Below are 23,198 nucleotides of genomic sequence, written 5' to 3' on the forward strand. Positions count from 1 at the left end.
TCACCCGTTCCAAGCAGATGAGGTACGTGAGACAAAGCCCACGTACCTCATCCGCCTGGAAAATGCTGTATCTTTGTTTTTCCTACTCTATCTTGAGAAATCGCCATGCGACCCGCACCCATCCCCCCCGGCCCTGGTCAAGAATCGGTCTGGGACTATCCCCGTCCCCCACGCCTGGAAGAAACCTCCAAACCCATCCAAATCATCTTTAATGGGGTCACGATTGCTGATACACACCGCGCCAAGCGGGTGTTAGAAACCAGCCATCCGCCAACCTATTACATCCCGCCAGAAAACATCAAGATGGAGTACCTGGTGGCGGCTGAGCGGGGCAGCTTTTGTGAGTGGAAGGGGCAGGCCCGCTACTTTACCGTGAAAGTGGGCGATCGCACAGCTACCGACGTTGCCTGGAGCTATCCCAACCCCACACCTACCTTCGCTGCCATTCAAGACCACGTAGCCTTCTATGCTCATGCCATGGATGCCTGCTATGTGGATGGCGAAAAGGCTCAACCTCAACCCGGAAATTTCTATGGCGGTTGGGTTACGTCAGATATTGTGGGCCCATTCAAAGGTGAGCCGGGCAGTTGGGGTTGGTAAGCAGCACCCATTCCACCGCTTCTGCAACAGTCGCAACTTGCGGCCCCTCAGGTAATGGGGGTCGTTCCACCATCACGACAGGCAGGCTCAACTCCCGAGCAGCCTGAAGCTTGGCATTTGTGGAGCCGCCGCTGTTCTTGCAGACTAAGGCCTCGATCCGATACTCCAGCATCCAGGTTCGCTCTTGCTCAACAGTGAACGGAGGACGGCCATAGAGAATCTCGCCACCAGGAAGAGCGGCATCCGGTTGAGGAGCTTCCAGCAACCGCATGAGAAACCACAGGCTACGCAGAGGCGCAAAGGTGGCCAGATCCTGACGGCCAATCGCCAGGAAAATACGTTGGGCCAAACCAGGAAGTATTTCGGCGGCGGCTGACAGCGTTGGGACGGATAGCCAGCGATCGCCCTCCTCAGCCTTCCAGGCAGGGCGCACCAGCATAAGCCGGGGGATATGGCAGGTGTGGGTGGCGATCGCCGCCTGCTGAGACATCTGCTCGGCAAAGGGATGCGTAGCATCTACCACAACATCAATTTCTTCCTGCTGCAAGTAAGCGACTAGCCCTGCTACCCCGCCAAAGCCGCCCACCCGCCATAATCCAACTGGCGTACGAGGCTGTTGAGTTCTCCCGGCCAGGGATGTCATAACGGTCAAACCCAGACCAGTAAGGGCTTCTGCCAACTGAAACGCGGACTCTGTACCACCCAAAATCAGAACGCGATTCATCCCAAATGCTGAGTTTCGTTGCAAAGGTTGCACACAAGTGTTACATTTCTTAACAGGGATTTGGAATGGCGATCGCGGCTTTGAGCCAATGAGTTTTCATGACTACCGGTCGTGCTGTCAGCCAAACTTGAATTCTCCTTCCAACACAGCAAGTATAACCAGCCTCCTTCCGTGGCTGGTTTTTATTTCAGCTTGGGCACGAGATATTCTACAATCCTTTCTTCCGGCTGCAATGCCAAACGTTTGTATTAATTCCTGTTGGCTATAAATGAAATCTCCCACAGATACACATACCTGCGGTTTAACCGTGATACCTTAGTGATTAGTGTGATAAGCCTGGGCATTGGGTATTAAGCCAGGCGAATTGTTTTGAGTAAAAATCTTTTCTTTTCTCATGACAGAATCTATCACCTTAGAGGGGCTAGCTCTATTTGTGGTTAGCAAATAGCTGTTCTAAGCAAATTTGTCTGAAACCGACGTCTGGAGGAATCTTTAATCTATGTCTGTTCGTCTCTACATTGGCAATTTGCCTAAAGAGCTTGAGCGCCAGGAACTAGCCGCACTTTTTGAAGAATATGGCGATTCCGTTAGCACCAAGGTCATTACCGATCGCAAAACTGGCAAGTGCCGTGGTTTTGGCTTCGTTACCGTGAAAACGGACGAAGAAGCGGATAAAATCATCGAAAAATACAACGGATACACCCTGAAAGAAAGCACCCTCAAGATTGAGAAAGCGAACCCTCGTACCAAGGGTGAAGGCGAAGAGGGTAGCGAAGTGAGCGCACCCGCCCCATCGGGTGGCGGTCGCCGCAAGAATAACAGCGGTGGCGGTGGCAACAAGCCGAAGCGCACCAGCAGTGGTGATTCCGATTCCGTACAGCCTGACCCTCGTTGGGCTCAAGAGCTCGAGAAACTGAAGGAATTGTTGGCGGCTCAAACTACCAATTCCTAATTAGGGCTATCAATAGTCCTCTATGGCAATGGGAGCGTTCTACAGAACGCTCCCATTTTTTATCGGTTAGACCGCCGCCAGTCGGGGCGGGAATGATGGGTTACCGTTTCAACCATTGAACGGCCTGTTGTTGGAGCATTGCGATCGCTGGGCTTGGATTCTGCGACTGAATGTTGCCCGGATTGCTCCAGGTAAAGGGGGCTTCTCGCTCTGCGGACATCCACAACAATCGTCGGGCACGGGTCATGGCTACATAAAGTAAACGAAATTCCTCAGCCAGTTTAAGATAGTTGGCCTGTTCCCAGGCTCGTTGAGTTGGGGGTAAGGGAAATTGCCCATGAACGATGGCCCGAATTTGGGCTCGGGCAATTTCTGCCAGACTAAAACGCCCTAAAAATTCACCCTGGGGCGGAATCCAGACATCACCGGGAATAGTGTTGGCATGGAGAAAAGGAAGAAAAACTGCATCCCAATCCAATCCCTTAGCCTTGTGCATCGTCATAATGGTGAGCTGTCCGGCACGGGTATAGCGAGCATCCGTATCTGTTTGAACCGGCTCAAAACGTTCGGCTCGTACGATTTCTCCCAGAGCGCTGAGAATGGCCGGCAGAGAAGATTCAAACGTCGTTTGGCGAGCAATACGAACAGCTAATTTGTCAGCAGTCGCTAACTCAGTCTGGTCATAGCCCAGGGTTAATGCCAAAAACGGGATGAGTTGGTACGGGGGTAGCTCCAATCGGGCACGCAGCAGGTTGTTACAGTAGCGACGGGCCGTCTGCACTGACTCCAGCTGCGCCGAATCCAGGGGGCCGGGGAAGAGAAATTGCTCTGGCTGGGGGGTAATTTCGTTGAGATCCTGGGTGGGTACTCGCTGGCGGTTGACCAGCACTTGCAGGGCCGCTTTCAAGTAATCCGGCGAGTGGGGCCGCTCCAAAAATTGCAGCAGAGAAAAGATTTCAGCGGGAATGTGGGAGTGGCGATCGCGCTCTCCAACCTCATAAATCTCCAGACCCAACCGCTCAAAATCGACCCCAGTATCGACAGACTTCGAATTGCGAAGGCAATCGGCAATAAATTTACCCTGACGATTTTCCCGGACTAGAATGGCTAGACGGACTTCCGGATCACTCTGGTACAAATCCGCCACTCGCCGCGCAATCAGAGTGACCGCATGGACTGGATCATTGGGAAAGCGAATTTCCAGGCCTTGACCCATCGGAGCGGGGTTAGCATCTGATTGCGGATCGCCAGCAGCCACCGGAAGGATATTTTGTGGTCGAAATGGAACATTGAGACCATTTGGGCCTGGATAACGCTGGTTCACCCAGGCCAGCAATGTGTTAGCTGCTTGCATCAGAATCGGGCTGCTGCGGCCTGCCTGATCCATCGTCGCCAGTTGGCCCTGTGCCTGACACGCCTCGCAAAACTCCCGAAAAAACACGGGGTCTGCTGGGGTAAAGGTAGAGTTGATGGCCTGGTTGGGGTCACCTACTCGCACTAGGTTCATAGCTCCTGTTTGAGGATGGGTCGCCAGAATCTCTAGCAGGCGAGTTTGCAGGGGCGATGAATCCTGCGCTTCATCCTCAAAAACAGCCGCGATCTGTCCCTGCCAGGTATAGCGGGCCTCGTTATCCTCCAGCACCCGGAGGGCCGCCAGAATCATGTCGTCGTAGTCGATGAAGCTACGCTGTTGCAGCAAGAGCTGGTACTGCTGGTAAAGGCCTGCAGCGATCGCCAACAAATCATAATCTGCCGCCGATTCTGCTTCACTAACATTGCGAATGCGATCGCGACTATGGTGCACGAGCAGTTCGGAACTCAACCCCGAACTCTTCGCCTCCCGAATCACCGTGTGAGCCAGGCCCGGAAGAATTTCTGTGCGCAACACTGACTGCCGTCGCAACCGTTCAGTCTCTTCCCCGTCAAAACTCTGACCCTCAATTAACCGCTGGTAGAGAATGGGGTTAGCGGCCACCCACTGATCCACACTGGTACGAATCAACCGATGACTCTGATTCGGAGACACCAGGGTCATGCGATCGAGGGTGAGGCCTGATAGATCAGGATGACGGGTTGCGATATTGAGAGCTAAACCATGCAGGGTGTAAACGACAAAACCACTAATGGGTAAGCCAAGCTTTTCAAGTTCCTGCCGCACCTTGAGGCGAAGATTGGCGGCAGCCGAGCGGGTGAAGGTGACCAGGAGAATTTGGCTATCCGATGGACGGCCCACCTCCCGCGCCTGAAGATAGCGACGGCCCAGTTGAATGGCAGTGGCGATCGCCATCCCCGTTGACTTCCCGGCACCTGGTACTGCCGACACGGCCAGCGGCCCTTCCGTCCAATCGGCCAACGCCTGCTGGCCGGGCCGCAATTGGTCGCGCAACTGTCGCAGTTGTACATCCAACTCCTGCCACCGTTGCTCAATATTCAGAAATGCGTCAACCATACCCTGACCTGACAGAGGGGCTATCTAGCCCTATTCTCGCTTATAGCAATGTGCAAGTGCGTTAAGTGCAGAAACGGTGGTGTGGGGCACGAAGTGCCCCACACCACCGTACTTAATCAACGTGCACAGCGCTATGTACAGAACTGACGCAACCTGAGTTCACCTTTTTCAAGGACCATGTAAAGTCATTAGTTCGGACAGTTTTTCTGAAACCCTTGATTTTGCGTGCGCTTCGCGCACGCAAAATCAAGGGTTTCAGAAAAACTGTCCAGAGTATTGTAAAGTGCAACCCTTGAAAAAAGCGAGTTTTGCGTGCACAAAGCGCACGCAAAACTCAGCACTTCAACTTATCCCAAACTCACGTTACGCAATTTTATTGGATGGGCTGTGTTTTACCCATCACATCCAGCAAATTTGGAACGAGGACGAGCGCTACGAGCTGAGATTCAGTACTTTGGTGGTATTGCATTGTACGCCACCTATCCCTGTAGCCAGCTTATGGTTCAAGGTCAAATCAAGCAAAAGGCAGCCCTCGCATTACTCCTGTTTGTGCCCGCAGCCAGCCTTGGTATTGCGGCCCGATTGTACAGTCCTGGCCTATTTGGGGCAATCACCTTTGTTGCAACACGAGTATGGCTGATTGCACTGCCGCTGCTGTGGTTTCTAAAAGTGGATCGAGCACCTTTTACGCCCTCTCCTCCATCGGCGAAAGATTGGCGAACTGGACTGGGACTGGGGCTCCTCATGCTGAGCATCATCTGGATAGCTTACGTATTAGGACAGCACTGGCTCAACCCCATAACAGTTCAGGAAAAAGCCCAACAAGTTGGCCTTACAAACCCCACGCTTTACATCGTAAGCACCCTTTACTTTACATTCATCAACTCCTTCATCGAGGAATACACCTGGCGCGGGTTCGTCTATCGTCACTGCGAAACCCTTATCCCCGGTCTTGGCGCAGTTTGTCTTGCAGCTCTCTGCTTCACCCTGCATCACACCATTGCGCTGGCCGCTTACACAGGCAATGGGTGGGTTGTTCTATTAGGCTCTTTAGGGGTATTTAGCGCAGGGGCCTTGTGGTCCTGGTGCTATCTCACCTCTGGTTCTTTATGGGCCTGTTATATCAGTCATGTATTAGCAGATGTAGCGATCGCCCTCATCGGCTGGCAACTCCTCTTCAGCCCAACCATTTCCCTAACCTAAAACTTGCCCTGCCAGTGAAGCACTCCTACCGGCAAACCATACGAACTGACCTACATACCCCTCACAAACCTGATCCAAACCCCACCAATGCGAAGCGGCCTAACACCATCGGTATTTCGCCACAAAAAAAGCGACGGGCTAAACCGTCGCCTTTTTTAACTGAAAGAAAATGACTTAAAAGTCCTTAAACTGGGCGATCGCCTCATCCATCCGCTGAATCACCTCACTCACCGCCAGGGAACCCAACTCTCCAGACGCCCGAGTCCGAATGCTCAGCGCTTGAGCCTCGACTTCCTTGGCCCCAACAATTGCCATGACAGGAACTTTCTCCTTCTCAGCATTGCGGATCATCTTGCCCAGACGTTCGCCGCTCTCGTCAACTTCCGCGCGGATATTGTGCGATCGCATCTGCTCCACCACCTGACGGCAGAACGGCAAAAACTCCTCCGTCACCGGCAGCAAACGGGCCTGAACCGGAGCCAACCAGAGCGGAAAATCCCCTGCATATTCCTCAATCAAGATCCCAATTAACCTCTCTAAAGAGCCAAAAGGTGCCCGGTGAATCATCACAGGACGTTGACGAGAACCATCTTCCGCCACATATTCCAGGTCAAACCGCTCCGGCAGGTTGTAGTCTACCTGCACCGTCCCCAACTGCCATTCCCGCTCCAGAGCATCCTGAACCATAAAGTCCAGCTTGGGACCATAGAAGGCCGCTTCCCCAACCCCCATGAAGTGAGGCAAGCCCAGGGTTTCAACCGCGCGCTGAATCGCATTCTGAGCCTTTTCCCAGGCATCATCACTTCCAATGTACTTATCGGAATTGGGGTCACGGAAGCTGAGACGGGCCTTGAAGTTCCCCAAGTTAAGAGCCTTAAACACCGTCTGGATCAGGTCTACAACCTTCAGGAATTCATCATCCAACTGATTCGGCGTCACGAAGAGGTGAGCATCATCCTGGGTAAAGCCGCGAACCCGCGTCAGACCGCCCAGTTCCCCCGACTGCTCATAGCGATAGACCGTACCAAATTCCGCTAGACGTAAGGGCAGGTTTCGGTAAGAGCGCAGCTCAGACTTATAAATCTGCACGTGGAATGGGCAGTTCATCGCCTTCAGCACAAACCCCTCTTCCTGCTGACGGGTTTCGTCGTTATCTGACATCAGCGGGAACAGGTCATCCCGATACTTCTGCCAGTGCCCCGAAGTCTTGAACAAATCTACCCGTCCGATGTGAGGAGTCACAACAGGAAGATAACCCCGCCGGATTTGCTCCTGCTTCAGATAATCCTCCAACGTGGAGCGCAGGAGAGTGCCTTTTGGTGTCCACAGAGGCAAACCTGGGCCAACCAGATCACTAAATACAAACAGCCCCAGTTCTTTGCCCAGCCTGCGGTGGTCGCGACGAATGGCCTCTTCCTTGCGGCGTTTGTACTCAGCGAGCTGCTCAGGCGTCTCCCAAGCGGTACCGTAGATACGCTGCAATTGCGCCTTCTTCTCGTCACCTCGCCAGTAAGCTCCAGCCACGCTCTCCAGATCGATCGCATCGGGATTAATCATCTCCGTGTTCTCGACGTGAGGACCCGCACAGAGATCCCACCAGGCCTCTCCCAGGTGATAAATGGTGATCGGCTCTTTCAGGTCCTCCAGGATTTCAAGCTTGTAAGGCTCCTGGATGGACTGGATCCGCTTCGTCGCTTCTTCTCGACTCACCTCTTCGCGGATAACCGGCAGCTTACGGCGGATAATTTTAGCCATTTCTTTTTTAATAGCCTTGAGATCTTTCTCGGTGAAAGGTTCTGGGCTATCAAAGTCGTAATAAAACCCGTTCTCGATCCAGGGGCCAATTGTCACCTGGGCCTTAGGAAAGAGTTTCTGCACTGCCATCGCCATAACGTGCGACGCAGTGTGACGAATCTTTTGGAGGGTTTCGGATTCGCTGGTCTTGGGCAGATAGATCTTTTCCGCTGGAGAAGGAGCCACGGGTGGCAGATCGTTTGGCATTGGATTGAACACTTTAGGAATAACAACGTATGACGGGCGGGGGGAATGCCGATAACATTCATCACCGTCTAGCCGCCACCCTCTGGATGGCAGTTCTTCTATCTTAAGCCGTCAAATTCGCAAGGGGTGACCTTTATACCAAATGAAGCTGAGTCTTATGATCTGAGCCCTGACGGGTAGGGCTTAGACCATAGGACTCAGTTTCGTATTGAAAAAAATATCATAGTCAGCTCTACATAGCCCGAACTTAAGTCCTATAGATCAATAGATCAAGAGCCATACCTGACCCTATAGTCAACGTGAACAGACACAGTAGTGACTTTAGTCAGACCATTTGACGCAAACCTTAATTTTGTATATAGAAGACACACAAAGCCAAAATTGAGAAAAACTATGTGAACTATAGCTTTGCCATAGTCATGAAAAATTATTACGAAACGTAAATCGCGTTAAGATTACCAGTAATGTAGGAACAAGTTTTATAAAATCAGATGTTTGACGCGCATCCCCCAGAGCAAGAGGTCCTGAGTTCATTGCTGAAGCCGCTCCTGGAAGATTTTCAGTATTGGTTTGGGCGATCGCGCACCCTGCTTGAAGAACAAACGATTGATTTTTTAGGGTCAGAGGCACAAGCAGCTCTGCTAGAGAAAATCAAACAGGCTGAGCAGGAAGTTCGTACTTCTGAGCTTCTACTAAATGCAACGGATGGTCAGGCTGGCGTAGAAACAGGGGTTTTAATGAACTGGCACCGTCTGGTTTCCGAATGCTGGCAAGTGGCTATCCGTTATCGTTTAGAGTCCTCTCCACAACAAAATTAAACCGATTAAGATCTAAATACAGCGCTCTGCATACAAGCACACCCCCGTATGTTGCACTTACTTTATATCCTCGCTTTTACCATTCTGGCTTTCCTGGCGGTTATGAACATGGTTCGTAACCTGATGACGCTTGGCTCAGAGGCCAGTCGGCCTGTAGGTTCCGGGAGACCGGGTTCAGGGCAACGGCGTAATCCCCCTCACCCTGAGTTGGTTGACGAAAGTGGCAGCTTGATTGACGAACCCTATTTGGTGATGAAGTCAATCTCAGTAGATGATGCCCGAGAACGTCTGGATGCTCTGTACGAATCCTCTCCTGGCCCTAGCACGCTAGATAAAGGCCCAGATGAAAGCTGAGGTTTGAGATGCAGAGCGAGGGTAGGTTGCATCTATCCCTCTAAGTTTTTAAGAACAGGTCAGAAAATCTCACCCGTTCTATTCAAAGGGAAGTGCGCGGTTTAATCGCACTTCCCTTTTTGTCATGCCTTATGGGATGAGCGTCTTGCCCATTTGGATCTTTACTCCCGTAGTGCATGGACTACAGGTAAGTTTTTGGACAGAAATCTTTGTAGTGGTACTTCGAGGGAGTGGGTAGGTGTCAATAGTCCTACTTGGAGGTGCATCGCCCTCCAAACCTCCCGACTCGGGGACGGGGTGCCCCTCCCCCAGACCCTCTAGGCAAGGAGATTTTGCAAGGGTGGTGTTAGGCCGCTTCGCATCTGTGAGGTTTTGATCAGGTTTGGGTGATGAGATTGCACCTCGTACTAGACCTCCTGTGTTGAATATTGTGCGGCTCTGCCGCATAACATTCAATGCCCTTAACAAGTGCTTTAAGCTTTCACAGGAACTCCAAAGCTAGCCAAGAGTTCTGTTCCCACTTGAACGTAATCTTGCCAGCCTTCTAAAGCGCGGGGATCTTTGATGGCGGCGATCGCAGTTCCTGCTTGAGCTGCTTTCTGGTAAGCCGAAAGGCGGCGGATACCGGTTTCGAAGACAGGCATTTTTGCGTCCTGAAGCATGGCTTTGACGCGATCGCCATCCCTATTTGGCTTGGGTGGCACAATCGTAATCAAAATTCGGTAGCGGGTTGCGCCTACCTCGTGGAGATGTTCCAGGGTCAATGTCAGGGCATCCAGGGCCAGGACATCTGGCGTTGTAGGTAGCACCAGCAAATCACAGCCGTCGGTAAGTAGGGCCAAATCTTCGTGGGCAGGGCGGGCGCGGGTGTCGATCACTACGTAATCGAAGCGGCGGATACGGGAGGGCGATCGCCACTCATCAATCACTTCAAAGGGAAGGCTACCCCGGCTAGCCCAGGTCGTTGCCGAACGGTTGGGATCCGCATCAATCAGCAGAGTTTCTCCCTGGGTTTGCAAAAATGCCGCCAGGTGAATAGCCGTTGTGGTTTTGCCAACCCCACCTTTAAAACTGGCGACGGTAATGATCATCGAAGGTACAGACGTCCTATCCTACAAATCGTCGTTGGTTGTTATAAAGAGGACAGGCTCTATCCCGGCCTTAACAACCACTTTCCCATTGTCGAGGCTGGTGCCACGGTTTTGGGTTCCCTTTCCGGCAAAATGAAGAAGTAGCCGCCTTGATAGTCTGCCCATGTTGACCGAGCAAAATCCCAGAAAAGAACCGACCTGGCTTACGATTATTCGGCTGCTGCGCTGGCATAAACCCGCCGGACGCCTCATTCTCATGATCCCTGCACTGTGGGCAGTGGTACTGGCATCTCGCGGTGCGCCGCCGCTGCTCCTGGTGGGCATTATTGTCCTCGGCACCCTGGCTACTAGCGCCGCGGGCTGTGTCATCAACGACCTCTGGGACCGAAATATTGACCCACAGGTGCAGCGTACCCGCACTCGCCCTTTGGCTTCCCGTGCCCTGACAATTCAAACGGGCATTGTGGTTCTGCTGGTGTCTCTCCTGTGTGCTTATGGCTTGTCCCGCTTCTTAAATCCATTGAGTTTTTGGCTGTGTGTGGCGGCAGTTCCGGTCATTCTGCTATACCCCGGTGCAAAGCGAGTGTTTCCTGTGCCGCAGTTGGTGCTGGCGATCGCCTGGGGGTTTGCCGTCCTGATTAGCTGGACAGCGGTCACTGGCTCTTTAGAGCCTGCTACCTTCTGGCTTTGGGGGGCAACCGTTACATGGACCCTAGGCTTTGATACGGTATACGCTATGGCTGATCGAGAAGACGATCGCCGGATTGGGGTAAATTCCAGCGCATTATTTTTTGGCAAACACGCACCGTTAGCTGTGGGTATCTTTTTTGCCGCGACGGTGGTGTTGCTAGCGATCGAGGGCGTCGCATTATCCCTCAACTGGATGTATTGGTTAACAGTGGTGTTTGCAGCGATCGCCTGGGTTCGTGAAACCTGGCAGTTGACGCCATCGCAACCTCACCCATCCATCTATGGCAAAATTTTTGGTCAGAATGTTTGGATTGGTTTCATCCTTCTGGCTGGCATGATTCTTGGCAGTCTCTAATATTTTTTCAATCTGAGATTGTGTATGAATAACCTGTAAAAGTTTTTGAGGGAGAAGCGGCTAAGCCGCTTCTCCCTCAAAAACTTTTATTGATAATTCTAAATAACCTGAGTCCGGTTTAAGTAACCTTAGTTCGGGATAAGCCCAAAAGCCCATTTTTGCGTGCGCGAAGCGCACGCAAAAATGGGCTTTTTCGAGTGCCGCGCTTTGCGCGGCACTCGAAAAAGCCCTTAACCCGAACTGGGGTTAAGTACAGGAGAAAAATTAAAACCCTTCCAAAACCTGAGTTTTTTGTTGCAGTAGCTTTGTCACGGCAACGAAAAAATTCGGGTTTAGAGGTTTTGCTTGAGGTTGAGCTTTTTAGTAAAGTGCGTTCTTCCCTTCGTGGCTGATTTTAAGAAGCTTTACTGCCCCTTCCCCAAATCTTTCAAAACCCGTCATAACAGCAGATAAAGCCCACGTCTTTGTCTTGACATGAACCCCATTGCCAGTTGTCCCGGTTGCGCCCGTTCCCTTGGTCGGTTTGAAGCAGACGGACGGTTTCGTGCCACTTGCTTTAATTGCCGACTCAAAGTGGAAGGATTTTGGGGCAGGTTATCTCACTGGCATTCAAAAGGTGAGCCACTGTTATACCTGCACCCTCAATTACCCAAGTTATTTCGACGCCGCTACGAGTTTCGCATTGCGACTCCAGGCCGTGAGTTAAAGCTTCTGAAGTTCACAACCCCCGGACTCGTTGATCAGGTACCCGCAAGGCCGGGCGATCGCATTGGCATTCTCTATTCGGGTAGCGCCGATCACCTGGAGAAGCTGATGGCAATTCAGAATTATTCCCTGGGACAAACCTTCCGGCCCAGCGCCGCAATTCCTAGCACGGCCCATCTATGGAAGGTACGGGGTGGGATGTCTGCCGCACTGGGCATTAGTGCTCTCATTGGTGGGGTTAATCTGGGCATCATCACAGCCGCAGCCGTCGCTATTTCGCTGCTCTCTCGCATTGACAGTGCGGCTGAACTATCCAGTCCGCCATTGCGGCGCGATCGCCCCGATGAGGTGCGTTTGATGGCTGAACTCAAGTTGGTACAGCAAAAGGCCGACTTACAGTACCACAGCGAAGTTTTAAAGCAAGAAATTCAGGAGCACCGAGAGTTAATTAAACGGTTCCAAACCCTTCGCAGTAAGATGATGGCTCACAATGCCAGCCTCTACGCACCTCGGGTTAGCCGTCTTGAAGGGGCAATTCAGCTGCTCAAACAACGTATTAACCATACCCAGCAGCTTATTGAGGGCTACCAGCAGACAACACAGATGCTGGATATTGAATTAGAGGCCGCTAGTTTGGCCGATCGCCTTCCCAATGCCGATGATTTCACGCGTCAGGTATTGAAACGGGTGGAGGAACTGCGGGCGATCGAAGCCGAACAACAGGCCGCTTGGCAACGGGTACAAAGCCGCTCAGATTTTTATCGTCTTGTCCAGGGAACTTAACACGTCACAACAACAAAGAAGGGCGGCACTTTGTGCCGCCCTTCTTTGAAAGATTCACCTGAGTTCGGGTTAAGGGTATTCGGGCCTACTCTAAATTGAGGCTAAATTATGCCGTTTGAATCCAAAGCAAACGTGAATCTTCTAAGCGCTTTAACCATGCCATGATATGCGCACGATTAGCCTCCTGCTCTGCCGGATTGGTTGTATCCAACGGGTGTGGCATCAGGCCAAAAACGGTGGCCGTCGTCACACAGAACATAGACTTTTGGAAGCTGACGCAAATTTTAACCCGCAGGTCATCCTCACCCCGTCCTTTCTGCTGGTAAAACCTATGCAGATAATCTGGGATGAAATGCCGCATATCCTGCATGAGAAGCGTTGGTGGAATTCCGGCTCCTCCGACAGGCAATGGATCAGCAAACAGTGCCCCGTAGTTAAAGTCCCCCTGTTCAGGAGAAATCTGATTGGCTTGAGCGTTATAGGAAACCGTTCCAAAGAATGGGAACGATCGCAGAAAGACCGCTTCTACATAGGGCAACGCCGTATCCACCAGGAAAGTCAACCCAGCAGACTTTGGAATGATGTCGTAGGATTTGCCCTTGATTTCGACCGTGTAAGTAATTGGTTTAGCCGCAGCATTAACCAGACCCTGCTTAACATGCTCTACCACATCGGCAATGGAACGAATTTCTCCCTGGTCATACCGATCTGACAGCTTCAAGAACATGTCACTCATCACTTCCCAAAACTGCCCTAAGCCGCTGTAGAAACAGAGCTGTCGCACCTGTTCCACTAAGAAATTCGGCATTAGACCATTCAACCCTGACATCAACGGGTTACTCTTCACCTTGGCCTGGATAGCAGCTTTTGCGTTTTGTTCAAACTCGGGGGTATCCAGGTAAGCATCCAGACCACCGCCACCATGCCAGAACATAGCCTTCATGCAATATTCAGCAAATTCATAATTGATGCGATCGTGCCACCAGTGCCGCAGCAGCTTTTGTGTCGTCACGTCCCCATTGAAATATTTGAAAAAGGGAAACAACACCAAAAACTGATGGTCTGCAATGTAGGTCAGGTTGCGCCAGTAAGCACCCAGTACAATGCCGTAGCTCTTGAGAATCCCTACGACTTCCAGCAAGTTTTCGGGAGTATCGGGTAGCAGTGCTCCTCCCGACTGGACACGCTCCAACAGGCCGTTTAGGGCAGGATTGGTTGGCTTAGCTTCGAGACTTACCATAGAGTATCGATCACTGCGAAACGATAGGAAGAGGAGTAACAGAAGGTGTTGCTAAAGCAGTGGCAGTTGGCGTAGTTGGGGGAACTCCCAGGGCTACGCTGGTTTGTTCACTCCAGCGCAACATCCAACCCGGCTGTAAGCCAAAGATAATGACCAGCGCGACCATAATGATGGAGGGAATGCGATCGCTCCAATAAATCCGGGGCAGGTTTGACAGACTCTCGGGCAAGCGTCCAAAAAAGGCCCGGTTCACCAAATTCAGGAAATAGACGGCGGTCAACGCGGTACCAAGCATACACAGCAAGGTTTGTACCGGAAACACCGTAATGCTGGCTCGGTAAACAATAAACTCTGCAATGAAGCCCACCATGCCAGGAATTCCTGCGCTGGCCATAGCCCCCACAACCATAAGCGTGCCAATCAACGGTAAACCCCGTTCCGGAGCCAACAAGCCCCGCAAAATGTTGACATCGCGGGTACCGGTTTTCTCGTAAATCACCCCAACCAGTAGGAAGAGGAGAGCCGAGATCAAGCCGTGGCTGACCATCTGGGCGATCGCCCCTGCCAAGCTCAGGGGGGTCGCTGCCGCCACAGCCAGCAAGATGTAACCCATGTGACCGATAGAGCTATAGGCCACGATTTTCTTCATATCGGTCTGGGCGATCGCCACGAACGACCCATACAGCACGTTAATAACGGCAAAGATAGCGATGGCTGGAGCTAATACATGCCAGGCTTCCGGGAAAAGCCCCAGACCAAAGCGCATGATGCCATAGGTACCTAGCTTCAGCAGGACACCCGCCAGTAGCACAGATGCCTGAGTGGGTGCTTCCACGTGAGCATCGGGCAACCAGGTATGAACAGGTACCACCGGAATTTTGATACCAAACCCAATCAGTAGGGTAGTCAGCAAGGCGAGCTGAGTCGCCAGGGGCAGGCCATGATCGAGTAACCGAGCATAGTCAAAGCTACCCACACCACTTAACAGGGCCAACCCGAAGAAACCTGCCAGCAGCAAAATGCCAGAAATGGCGGTATAAATCAAAAACTTCATGGCGGCATAGCCCCGCCGTGCTCCCCCCCAGATGGCAATCATCAGGTAGAGCGGAATCAATTCCACCTCGTAGAACAGGAAGAACAGCAGAAGATTCTGAGCAAGGAATGCTCCAGCCACCCCAGCAGACAGCACCAACATCAAGCTGTAGTAAAGCTTCGGACGATTGACGTCTGGTTTGCTGCTGTAAACCACCAGGAACACTAACAAGCTATTCACGGCAATCAGAGGCAATGACAGACCATCGACCCCCATCTGGTAGGTCAGCCCTAAGGGCTCAATCCAGTTCAGGGATTCGATGAACTGCATCCCTGGAATCGCAGGGTCAAACTGCGCCATGATTACCCCTGTCCAGAGCAGCACCAGCGTGGCGATCGCCAATGTCAGTTGCCGCAGCCGCGCTGCCGTCAACGAAGCCGGTGCCAGGGCAATGAATAAAGCCCCTAGCAGTGGCAATCCAATCAACACACTCAGCATGACTGTCCCGTTCTCCCTTGCAATGCCTACCCAACACTCGACCCGTTCAATCCGCTTCAGCATCCAGGCAGCAAGCCTGTTGCCTCCTCTCTGCCGTCTGCCTTACAAAAAGGCAAAACCCAGCCAGGCAATCCCCACAATCACGCCAACAAACAACGTCAGCAGATAATTACGGGATTGTCCCGAGATTGTATATTTCAAGCTTTCGCCCCCCAGAATGGACGCGACACCCATCAGGTTAATCATGCCGTCTATGACGTAGCGGTCAAACCAGGCGATCAGAACCGCCCCCTGGCGCACCGCAAAAACAACCGTGACGCGATAGAGCTGATCTGTGTGAAAGTCATAAGCCAGAATGTTTTGCAGAACCTTCCACCCACGGCCCCGAAGTTCGGGCGATCGCGGTGTTAAATACAACGCTGCCGATAAGCCCACCCCAACAGCACTGGAAAAAAGCAGTGCTCCTGTCGCCATCCAGTTCATATCTTCCATCGGCGGTAGAAGATTCCACTGCCACAGCATGACCGGTACCAGCAGCGTCGCGATCGTCAGAGAAATCGAGGGTACTGCCAGTGACCAGGGCACTTCTGGAGCCCGACGCGTTTTAGGCTGTGGCTCACCCCAAAAGATGAGACCAAAGACCCGCATCAGGTTAAACGCGGTCAAACCATTCACCAGAAGCAGAATTAGCAACAAACCAGAGGAATTTTGAGCAACCGCACTGGCCCACTGCTGCATTGACCAGAAACTGCCCAGGGGCAAGAGGGCCACCATACCCAGCGCACCCACCACATAAGAGAGCACCGTTGCGGGCATCCGAGAACCCAAGCCGCCCATCTCGGTCAAGTTCTGGGTACTGGTCGTCAGAATAATAGAACCCGTACTCATAAACAGCAGCGCTTTGGCCATCGCGTGGGTAAACAGGAACAACAGCGCCGTATCCTGTTGTTGCATCCCTACAGCCAAAAACACCAACCCCAGATAGGCACTGGTTGAGTGACTCAACGCCCGTTTAATGTCGATCTGGGCAATTGCTACCAAAGATGCCCCGACGGCTGTCACCGCTCCCAATGTCATCAAAACTGTTAGGGCAACCGGAGACAACGCCAGCACAGGCTCAAGGCGAATCAGAACGTAGGCACCACATGCCACGACCACTGAGTTTCGCAGGATGGAAGCAGGGTTAGGGCCTTCCATCGCCTCATCGAGCCACAAGTTCAGGGGGAATTGAGCACACTTACCGACCGGCCCGAATATTAGCGCCAGTCCGAGCAGCGTGGCGACGAGGGGCGACAGTTGTGCCGTTTCGGCCCAGATGCTGAGCTGACCAAAGTCAAGGGTTCCGGCGATCGCACTCAACGACACCACACCCATCAGCAGCAATAAATCTCCAACACGCTTGGTCAGGAAAGCATCCCGAGCTGCCGTAACCACCAATGGTTGCGCATACCAGAAGCCGACCAGCAGGTATGTGGAAAGCGTGAGAATCTCCAACAGAGCATAGCTCAAGAACAGAGAATCACTCAGAGCCAAGCCTGTCATGGCCCCCTCAAAGAAACCCATGAGCGCATAGAAGCGGGCCAATGCCCAATCCTTTTCCATGTAGCCCAGGGTGAAGATCTGCGCCAGCAGGCTTAGCGCGGCAATTAGCACAGCAGCCCCTAAGCTGATACGCGACAATTCCACAGAAAGGGTCAACTGCAAATCCATGAAGTTGAGCCAGGGGCGGTCGATATGGAGTACTGGCAAATCCCACACGATGAACAGCAGAGTCACTGCATGCCCCAGGGACAGCAAAGTCATCAACACATTAAAGTAAGCCGCAGGTCGGGGGCCAGTACGCTGAATTATCCCCGTTGACCAGGGCAAGGTCAGCAAGGCTCCCAGCAAGCCATACAGGGGTACCCACCAGACCGTATCCACCAAGAACTGTGCCATCCGCAACCGATCCTCAAAGAATAATTCGCCAGAAGTACACTATGCCCCACCCAGAGGATATAAGCAGCCTACAGGCCAACTCAACCTTTAAGCCATACCTGGCTAACCCAAATCTCATCACCAAACTGCATACAAACGAATTATTTGCAATACCAGCTGGGAATGAACTAACCCTCCATTAGAGCCTGGAATCGACGATATGACCCGAGTCAATCCGCAACCCAATCGATCTGAGCCACGCCTGTATCGTCGAAGGACACAATTCCAAGCTCAACGTTAATAAATTAGTGGGAATTATATCACTTCCAGCAAAAGCTTTTACAAAGTGTAAACAAAAAGGATTGCGCTTTGAAAAACAATATTGCAAGCCTTTAAGACAATACTTTTAATACAAAGACTTTCTCCGCTGCATCTATCCAACAGCATAGAGACACCCGGCAGAAAAATTATCCAAACTTTACAACTAAACACAAAAAAGTATTTTTACAAAACAACAGAAATACGCTTAGTGAATACCTTTTAAGCTTTCAAAATTCTTTGCTAAAAGTTCTATAATTAGCACCCTTTCTTCTTACAATTAACGATGGTCTATATATCAGCTTCCATCTATTTATTCAGGAGGTGTTTCGATCCACAATCTAAGCTCAACAAGAGTAAACCGGGTCCGTTTTCGGGAACGGTATTAAATACTTGCAGGGAGAAAGGCGATCGCGCCCTGGTAGTATAATCCGCGATTATATCCAGTATAAAAACAATCACTTTGGTTTATATTGCCAAAGCTACACACCTCCCTGTATTCTGACGATCGGGAACTGAGAGGTGCATTCCCAATTAAAATCAGGTGGTTGCCGTTTTCTCAGACGAGAACTGCGGTGAGGAGTCACTCTATCTTCTGCACCATCTTGCTTACGGCTTCATACGAACAGAGTGTCGGAGGTCAGTTGGGCAAGGTTTATTAGAAGATCCTGTCAGAGCCGTTGTTATTAGAGCGTACGCGAGCAGATTAAGCCATCACTTTAGCGAACCTAATAACGACATATCAAATATCTATCTGACAGAAGGGTAAGAAGGGTTTCTTTGCAACCTGCTTTTATAAGCCCAACTTTGTTGAGGTTGACTTGATCTTTTGGTCATAGCCTCTGGGTTTTGGCGGTTTTAAGGGGCTGTCTGTAGCTCTGCGATCGCTAATGGGGAATTTCTTGCTGGATGGACTTCATCCCGCTGGGAGCACCTGCTGAATTTAAATAACTTGAACAGTTGACATTCTGGAAGGGAGAGAACGATGGCTATTGCAGTTGGCATGGTAGAAACGCTGGGCTTCCCCGCCGTAGTTGAAGCAGCGGACGCCATGGTGAAGGCGGCACGGGTAACCCTGGTGGGTTATGAAAAGATCGGTTCCGGTCGCGTTACCGTAATCGTTCGTGGCGATGTTTCTGAAGTTCAGGCTTCTGTTGCTGCCGGTATCGAGAACGTGAAGCGAGTGAATGGAGGCCAGGTGCTCTCTACACACATCATCGCGCGTCCCCATGAGAACCTCGAGTACGTTCTGCCGATCCGCTACACCGAAGCGGTTGAAGCATTCCGTGAGAGCGTGAGCGGTATCCGCCCCGTTAACCGTCCGTAATCCTAATGCAGATTGCAAAAGTATGCGGAACCGTTGTTAGTACTCATAAAGAACCCAGTCTCCACGGTGTCAAATTCCTGCTTCTCCAATACATCGATGAGCAGGGCGACCCACTTCCTGAGTTTGAAGTGGCAGCTGATACCGTTGGGGCTGGATGGGGAGAGTGGGTTTTGGTAAGCCGGGGTAGTGCGGCTCGGCAAACCCCTGGAGGAGAAACTCGGCCTCTAGATGCTCTCGTCATTGGGATTATTGACACGGTCAGCTTCGACAATCATCTGCTTTACAGTAAGCGAGACCAAGATCGGTAGTCGTTCTGATATAGCTTTTTTCCAATCAAGGTTTGGCATCTTTATAGATATCTAACTTTTTAAGAAAAGAGCATTTAGGCGACCCTGCTGAGCTAATTTCAAGAGCGTGAGCGATGGGGCAACGAACATGTGGAATGCAGCGCTGAGCCAGTCCACGTTGAGCGTTCGCCCGATCGCTTTACGCCGTTTCAAATCTTTATCATGCTCTCTTGATATTGATGACAGAACGGCAGCTCATGAAGACTACTGAGCAATAGATTCTGAGATTGGCTCCTGAAATTGGCGTAAACCCTAGCGACGCCTGGCACGACAGGAGAAGTAATGACAATGGTGGCTCACGCAAGTGTAACTCCCCCGACGACGGGGCAGCCACGCCTTTCAATTCATAAAACAGCCCAGGTACATGCCTTTTCCCAGGTGGCGGGAGATGTATACGTGGGAGCCGACGTGCTGATTGCACCCGGTTGTTCGATTCGGGCCGACGAGAGTAGCCCTTTCCATTTAGGGGATGCCAGCACTGTTGAAGAAGGTGCCATTATTCATGGGCTACCACAGGGTAATGTATTAGGAGACGACCAACGCCCGTACTCCGTCTGGATCGGTCAGCGAGTCACGCTGACGCACATGGCCCTGGTACATGGCCCAGCTTACGTAGGGGATGACTGCTTCATTGGTTTTCGCTCGACGGTCTTTAATGCGAGGGTTGGCCAGGGTTGCATCGTAATGATGCACGCACTGATCCAGGATGTTGAAGTACCGCCTGGTAAGTTTGTTCCGTCCGGTTCGATTATTACAACCCAACAACAAGCCGATCGCTTGCCCGATGTGCAATCGGTTGATGTTAATTTTTCTACGCAAATTGTGGGGATTGCGGACGCTCTGCGGGCAGGAGCACCCAGTACTGGGAACGCTATCCCTATGGCTCCGGCTCGATCTGCTGCTATCTCGCCGCCAGAAAGTTCTACTCGTTCCAGCTACAAACCCGATATGCAAAATACACAATTAAACCCGGAAGTTGTTGACCAGGTGCGGCACCTGCTGGCACAGGGGCTCCGCATTGGTACCGAACATGCTGACAAGCGCCGTTTTCAAACCAGTTCCTGGTATAGCTGTTCGCCCATCCAGGCTAATCGCGAGTCTGAAGTGCTGTCTGCTTTAGAAGCCTGTCTGGCCGAGCATGGGGGCGAGTACGTACGGATGTTTGGTGTTGATACTCGCAATAGACGTCGCATTGGTGAGTTGGTAATTCAGCGTCCCAACGGCAATACTTCCAATGGTTACGCTTCCCGCAACAGCGCTCCGGCTCCCAGCAGCTACAGCTCCTCCAGCAGCTACAGCCAGCCCAGCAGCGCTCCTGCCAGCAACTACCGTGGGGGTCTGGATCCGTCAGCGGTTGAACAAGTACGTGGTTGGTTGAGCCACGGCTTCCAGGTGGGCATGGAGCATGCGGATCATCGCCGCTTCCAAACTAGCTCCTGGCATAGCTGCACCCCCATTCGCTCTAGCCGAGACAGCGAGGTGCTGGCCGGACTAGAAGCTTGCCTGGCCGAGCACGGGGGTGAGTATGTTCGCATCTTTGGGATTGATGCTCGTAACAAGCGTCGGGTTGGCGAAATTATTGTGCAGCGTCCTGGCGGCAACAGCAGCAATGGGCAATCTGCTCGCCCTGCAGCTCCCGCGCCTTCTTACAGCTACTCCAACTCGGCTCCGGCTTCTAGCAGCGCACCCAGTGGTGGCAACACTGGCTTGAGCCCTGAGGTTGTTGATCAAATTCGCGGGTGGGTGAGCCAGGGTTGCCGCATTGCCGCTGAGCATGCCGATGCCCGTCGCTTCCAGACCAGTTCCTGGACGAGCTACGGCATCCTTGAAGGTGACGTTTTTGCTGCGTTAGAACAGTGCACCAAGGCAAACAGCAAGCACTACGTGAAGGTTTACGGGGTTGATCCTCAAACCAAGCGTCGGGTTGGTGAACTGATTGTTCAACGTCCCTCCCGTTAAGTTCTATCAAGATTTTTTAGGGGCCTGTGGCCCCTAGAGAATTTCAAAGATACATCTGCGGGGCGATCGCCCCGCAGATGTCGTCAGTAAGCTTTTAAGATTTGCAGATATTAATCAAACGATTTTATTGGTGACAGGTTTCCAGACGGATGCACAGCTCCCTCCAAGCCGGAATACCTGAGATGAATGGCCACCTTGAGGCACAGAACCCAGAGATACCCTATTGGGTAGTAGGGGAGGTTGTTGTTGACCCAAGTGCGGCGATCGCCCCCGGCACATTACTATTAGCTGAACCCGGTTGCCGTCTCTTCATTGGCCCTGGGGTTTGCATGGGTACCGGAAGCATTGTGCATGGATTTGGTGGAGACTTAACCATTGAAGCTGGAGCGGTTGTTGGATCTGCAGCGCTTCTGTTGGGCAATGGTAAGATTGGAGCAAAGGCTTGCATTGGAGCCTCTGCTACCTTGGTAAACCCGACAGTCGAGGCGGGACAGATGATCCTTCAGGATTCTTACAATGGCTCGTTGGGCCTGGAAGGGGTTTTCGAACCGCCCTCTCCAGAAGATTTGGTGGCGGCAATCCCTGATGCACCTCGGACATGCGAGGTCAGTCCTCATGAGCAAGGTCCAGACTCAGATTCTGAAGCCAAATCCGTTGCGGAGCCTTCTCAAAATTCATCGGTTGGCGGCACTTCAATGCCTCCCATCGCCTCTCAGGTTTACGGCCTCGAAGCCTTCTACCGTCTAATGACAATGATATTTCCGAGTCGGGATTTTCCGACTGGATCACCTGCATTATCCAATACGCCCCCTGCAAGTCCGACCCACGATCTGCCTGAGGGCGGGGAGTCCTGATGACGTCAACGAATGACAAGGCGGCTCCATCTGTCAATCCAGCCCGTCCGGAACGGGACTTCGGCGATGCTGCCCTGGGAATGGTTTCTACCCGTAGCTTTCCGGCGATCGTCGGGACAGCCGATATGATGCTGAAATCATCTGGGGTAGCCCTGGTGGGATTTGAGAAAGTTGGAAGCGGTTACTGTACTGCCGTTGTTCGAGGCAATATTTCCGATGTCCGGATTGCCGTTGAGATGGGTGAGCAGGCCGCCAAAGGCTTTGACCAGTTCGTCTCAAAGTCCATCATTGCGCGACCGTCTCGGAATTTGGAGGCCGTGCTGCCCATCGGTAGTCGGTTAGCTCAGTATGTGTCTGATCGGGGTACCAGCCGCCTGAACCGCATGGCGGTAGGACTAATCGAAACCCGAGGATACCCGGCTCTCGTTGGGGCTGCAGATGCCATGCTCAAAGCGGCTGACGTGCATCTAGCTGCCACGGAAACCATTGGCTCAGGATTGTGTACGGCCATCATCCGAGGGCGCGTATCGGATGTGGCGATGGCGATCGAGGCGGGAATGCATGAGGCGGAGCGCATTGGTGAGCTTCACGCAGTCATGGTAATTCCTCGCCCACTGGAAGATTTGGAAGAGGTGCTGCCACTGGCAAGCTGCTGGATTGAGACACCCCGACCTCTGGTGCTACCGATTGAGCTCAAGCAGCGGGAGCAGGAAACTGTGGAGCAGCAAGCTCCTGCAGAAGAATCCCATCAACAACAAGCTCTCCCAGAACCAGGACCGGTAGCGCTACCAGATTTACGAGCGATTCCCCAGAAAGAACCCGAGGATGCGTAGCTAACACAAAGAGAAAGAGACAGCGGTGTCTCTTTCTCTTTGTGTTGATGGTCACTTTTATCAAAAGCAGGACTTACGCATCTATGTTGTAATTGGGGTGCTTCGCACCCCAATTACAACATAGATGCTCTAGATATAGCGGACTTG

19 protein-coding genes are annotated in these 23,198 nt (G+C 52.1%); 12 read left to right on the forward strand and 7 right to left on the reverse strand.

Going from position 1 to position 23,198, the window contains the following annotated elements; translation table 11 throughout:
- Positions 1 to 105: 105 nt before the first annotated feature.
- Positions 106 to 600 (forward strand): DUF427 domain-containing protein, encoded by a 495-nt coding sequence (locus H6F91_RS16285; RefSeq protein WP_190771868.1) that lies wholly within the window; start codon positions 106 to 108, stop codon positions 598 to 600.
- On the opposite strand, the gene H6F91_RS16290 is transcribed toward H6F91_RS16285, so the two are convergent.
- Entirely contained in the window at positions 569 to 1,324 is a 756-nt protein-coding gene (locus tag H6F91_RS16290) for a cobalt-precorrin-6A reductase (protein WP_190771869.1), read from the reverse strand. The two genes, H6F91_RS16285 and H6F91_RS16290, sit on opposite strands and share 32 nt — an antisense overlap.
- 499 nt (positions 1,325 to 1,823) lie before the next feature.
- Between H6F91_RS16290 and H6F91_RS16295 the strand changes: the two genes are divergently transcribed.
- Positions 1,824 to 2,276 carry an RNA-binding protein gene (locus H6F91_RS16295; protein ID WP_190771870.1) on the forward strand — a complete coding sequence of 151 codons (453 nt, stop codon included), beginning with the start codon at positions 1,824 to 1,826 and terminating at the stop codon, positions 2,274 to 2,276.
- A gap of 100 nt (positions 2,277 to 2,376) precedes the next feature.
- Here the strand turns inward: H6F91_RS16295 and H6F91_RS16300 are convergent, their stop codons facing one another.
- Entirely contained in the window at positions 2,377 to 4,725 is a 2,349-nt protein-coding gene (locus H6F91_RS16300; protein ID WP_190771871.1) for an ATP-dependent helicase, read from the reverse strand.
- A gap of 387 nt (positions 4,726 to 5,112) precedes the next feature.
- On the opposite strand from H6F91_RS16300, the gene H6F91_RS28580 reads away from it, so the two are divergent.
- The gene (locus H6F91_RS28580) at positions 5,113 to 5,928 is read left to right on the forward strand and encodes a type II CAAX endopeptidase family protein (RefSeq protein WP_199307873.1); all 816 of its coding nucleotides are present in this window, start codon (positions 5,113 to 5,115) and stop codon (positions 5,926 to 5,928) included.
- Positions 5,929 to 6,102: 174 nt separating this feature from the next.
- Here the strand turns inward: H6F91_RS28580 and thrS are convergent, their stop codons facing one another.
- The gene (gene thrS, locus H6F91_RS16310; protein WP_190771872.1) at positions 6,103 to 7,929 is read right to left on the reverse strand and encodes a threonine--tRNA ligase; all 1,827 of its coding nucleotides are present in this window, start codon (positions 7,927 to 7,929) and stop codon (positions 6,103 to 6,105) included.
- A 491-nt stretch (positions 7,930 to 8,420) separates the two neighbouring features.
- Here thrS and H6F91_RS16315 point away from each other — a divergent pair, with 491 nt between their 5' ends.
- Both H6F91_RS16315 and H6F91_RS16320 read left to right on the forward strand, forming a co-directional pair.
- The gene (locus H6F91_RS16315) at positions 8,421 to 8,747 is read left to right on the forward strand and encodes a DUF2605 domain-containing protein (RefSeq protein ID WP_190771873.1); all 327 of its coding nucleotides are present in this window, start codon (positions 8,421 to 8,423) and stop codon (positions 8,745 to 8,747) included.
- Between the two features lie 48 nt (positions 8,748 to 8,795).
- Entirely contained in the window at positions 8,796 to 9,101 is a 306-nt protein-coding gene (locus H6F91_RS16320) for a DUF2973 domain-containing protein (RefSeq protein ID WP_190771874.1), read from the forward strand.
- 473 nt (positions 9,102 to 9,574) lie between these two features.
- On the opposite strand, the gene H6F91_RS16325 is transcribed toward H6F91_RS16320, so the two are convergent.
- The gene (locus H6F91_RS16325; RefSeq protein ID WP_190771875.1) at positions 9,575 to 10,192 is read right to left on the reverse strand and encodes a ParA family protein; all 618 of its coding nucleotides are present in this window, start codon (positions 10,190 to 10,192) and stop codon (positions 9,575 to 9,577) included.
- 163 nt (positions 10,193 to 10,355) lie between these two features.
- Between H6F91_RS16325 and H6F91_RS16330 the strand changes: the two genes are divergently transcribed.
- Entirely contained in the window at positions 10,356 to 11,237 is an 882-nt protein-coding gene (locus H6F91_RS16330) for a 4-hydroxybenzoate solanesyltransferase (protein ID WP_190771876.1), read from the forward strand.
- Positions 11,238 to 11,711: 474 nt separating this feature from the next.
- Positions 11,712 to 12,725, forward strand: coding sequence for a hypothetical protein (locus H6F91_RS16335; protein WP_190771877.1), 1,014 nt, complete (start codon positions 11,712 to 11,714; stop codon positions 12,723 to 12,725).
- Between the two features lie 106 nt (positions 12,726 to 12,831).
- Here the strand turns inward: H6F91_RS16335 and H6F91_RS16340 are convergent, their stop codons facing one another.
- The 3 genes from H6F91_RS16340 to H6F91_RS16350 form a co-directional block, all read right to left on the reverse strand.
- The gene (locus tag H6F91_RS16340) at positions 12,832 to 13,965 is read right to left on the reverse strand and encodes a CO2 hydration protein (RefSeq protein WP_190771878.1); all 1,134 of its coding nucleotides are present in this window, start codon (positions 13,963 to 13,965) and stop codon (positions 12,832 to 12,834) included.
- 10 nt (positions 13,966 to 13,975) lie between these two features.
- On the reverse strand, positions 13,976 to 15,496 hold the full coding sequence (locus H6F91_RS16345) for an NADH-quinone oxidoreductase subunit M (protein WP_190789409.1): 1,521 nt from the start codon (positions 15,494 to 15,496) through the stop codon (positions 13,976 to 13,978).
- Positions 15,497 to 15,598: 102 nt separating this feature from the next.
- Complete coding sequence (locus H6F91_RS16350; protein ID WP_190771879.1) at positions 15,599 to 17,434, reverse strand: NAD(P)H-quinone oxidoreductase subunit F; 1,836 nt, start codon at positions 17,432 to 17,434, stop codon at positions 15,599 to 15,601.
- Positions 17,435 to 18,716: 1,282 nt separating this feature from the next.
- Between H6F91_RS16350 and H6F91_RS16355 the strand changes: the two genes are divergently transcribed.
- From H6F91_RS16355 to H6F91_RS16375, 5 genes are all read left to right on the forward strand, one after another.
- Positions 18,717 to 19,058, forward strand: coding sequence for a carbon dioxide-concentrating mechanism protein CcmK (locus tag H6F91_RS16355; RefSeq protein WP_068507759.1), 342 nt, complete (start codon positions 18,717 to 18,719; stop codon positions 19,056 to 19,058).
- A gap of 5 nt (positions 19,059 to 19,063) precedes the next feature.
- Positions 19,064 to 19,366, forward strand: coding sequence for a EutN/CcmL family microcompartment protein (locus H6F91_RS16360; protein WP_190771880.1), 303 nt, complete (start codon positions 19,064 to 19,066; stop codon positions 19,364 to 19,366).
- 327 nt (positions 19,367 to 19,693) lie between these two features.
- On the forward strand, positions 19,694 to 21,364 hold the full coding sequence (locus H6F91_RS16365; protein ID WP_190771881.1) for a ribulose bisphosphate carboxylase small subunit: 1,671 nt from the start codon (positions 19,694 to 19,696) through the stop codon (positions 21,362 to 21,364).
- A gap of 149 nt (positions 21,365 to 21,513) precedes the next feature.
- Positions 21,514 to 22,218, forward strand: coding sequence for a hypothetical protein (locus tag H6F91_RS16370; protein WP_190771882.1), 705 nt, complete (start codon positions 21,514 to 21,516; stop codon positions 22,216 to 22,218).
- An 80-nt stretch (positions 22,219 to 22,298) separates the two neighbouring features.
- Complete coding sequence (locus tag H6F91_RS16375) at positions 22,299 to 23,051, forward strand: carbon dioxide-concentrating mechanism protein (RefSeq protein ID WP_347280052.1); 753 nt, start codon at positions 22,299 to 22,301, stop codon at positions 23,049 to 23,051.
- Positions 23,052 to 23,198: the final 147 nt, after the last annotated feature.

This window comes from Leptolyngbya sp. FACHB-8 (assembly GCF_014695575.1).
Lineage (GTDB): Bacteria > Cyanobacteriota > Cyanobacteriia > Elainellales > Elainellaceae > Vacuolonema.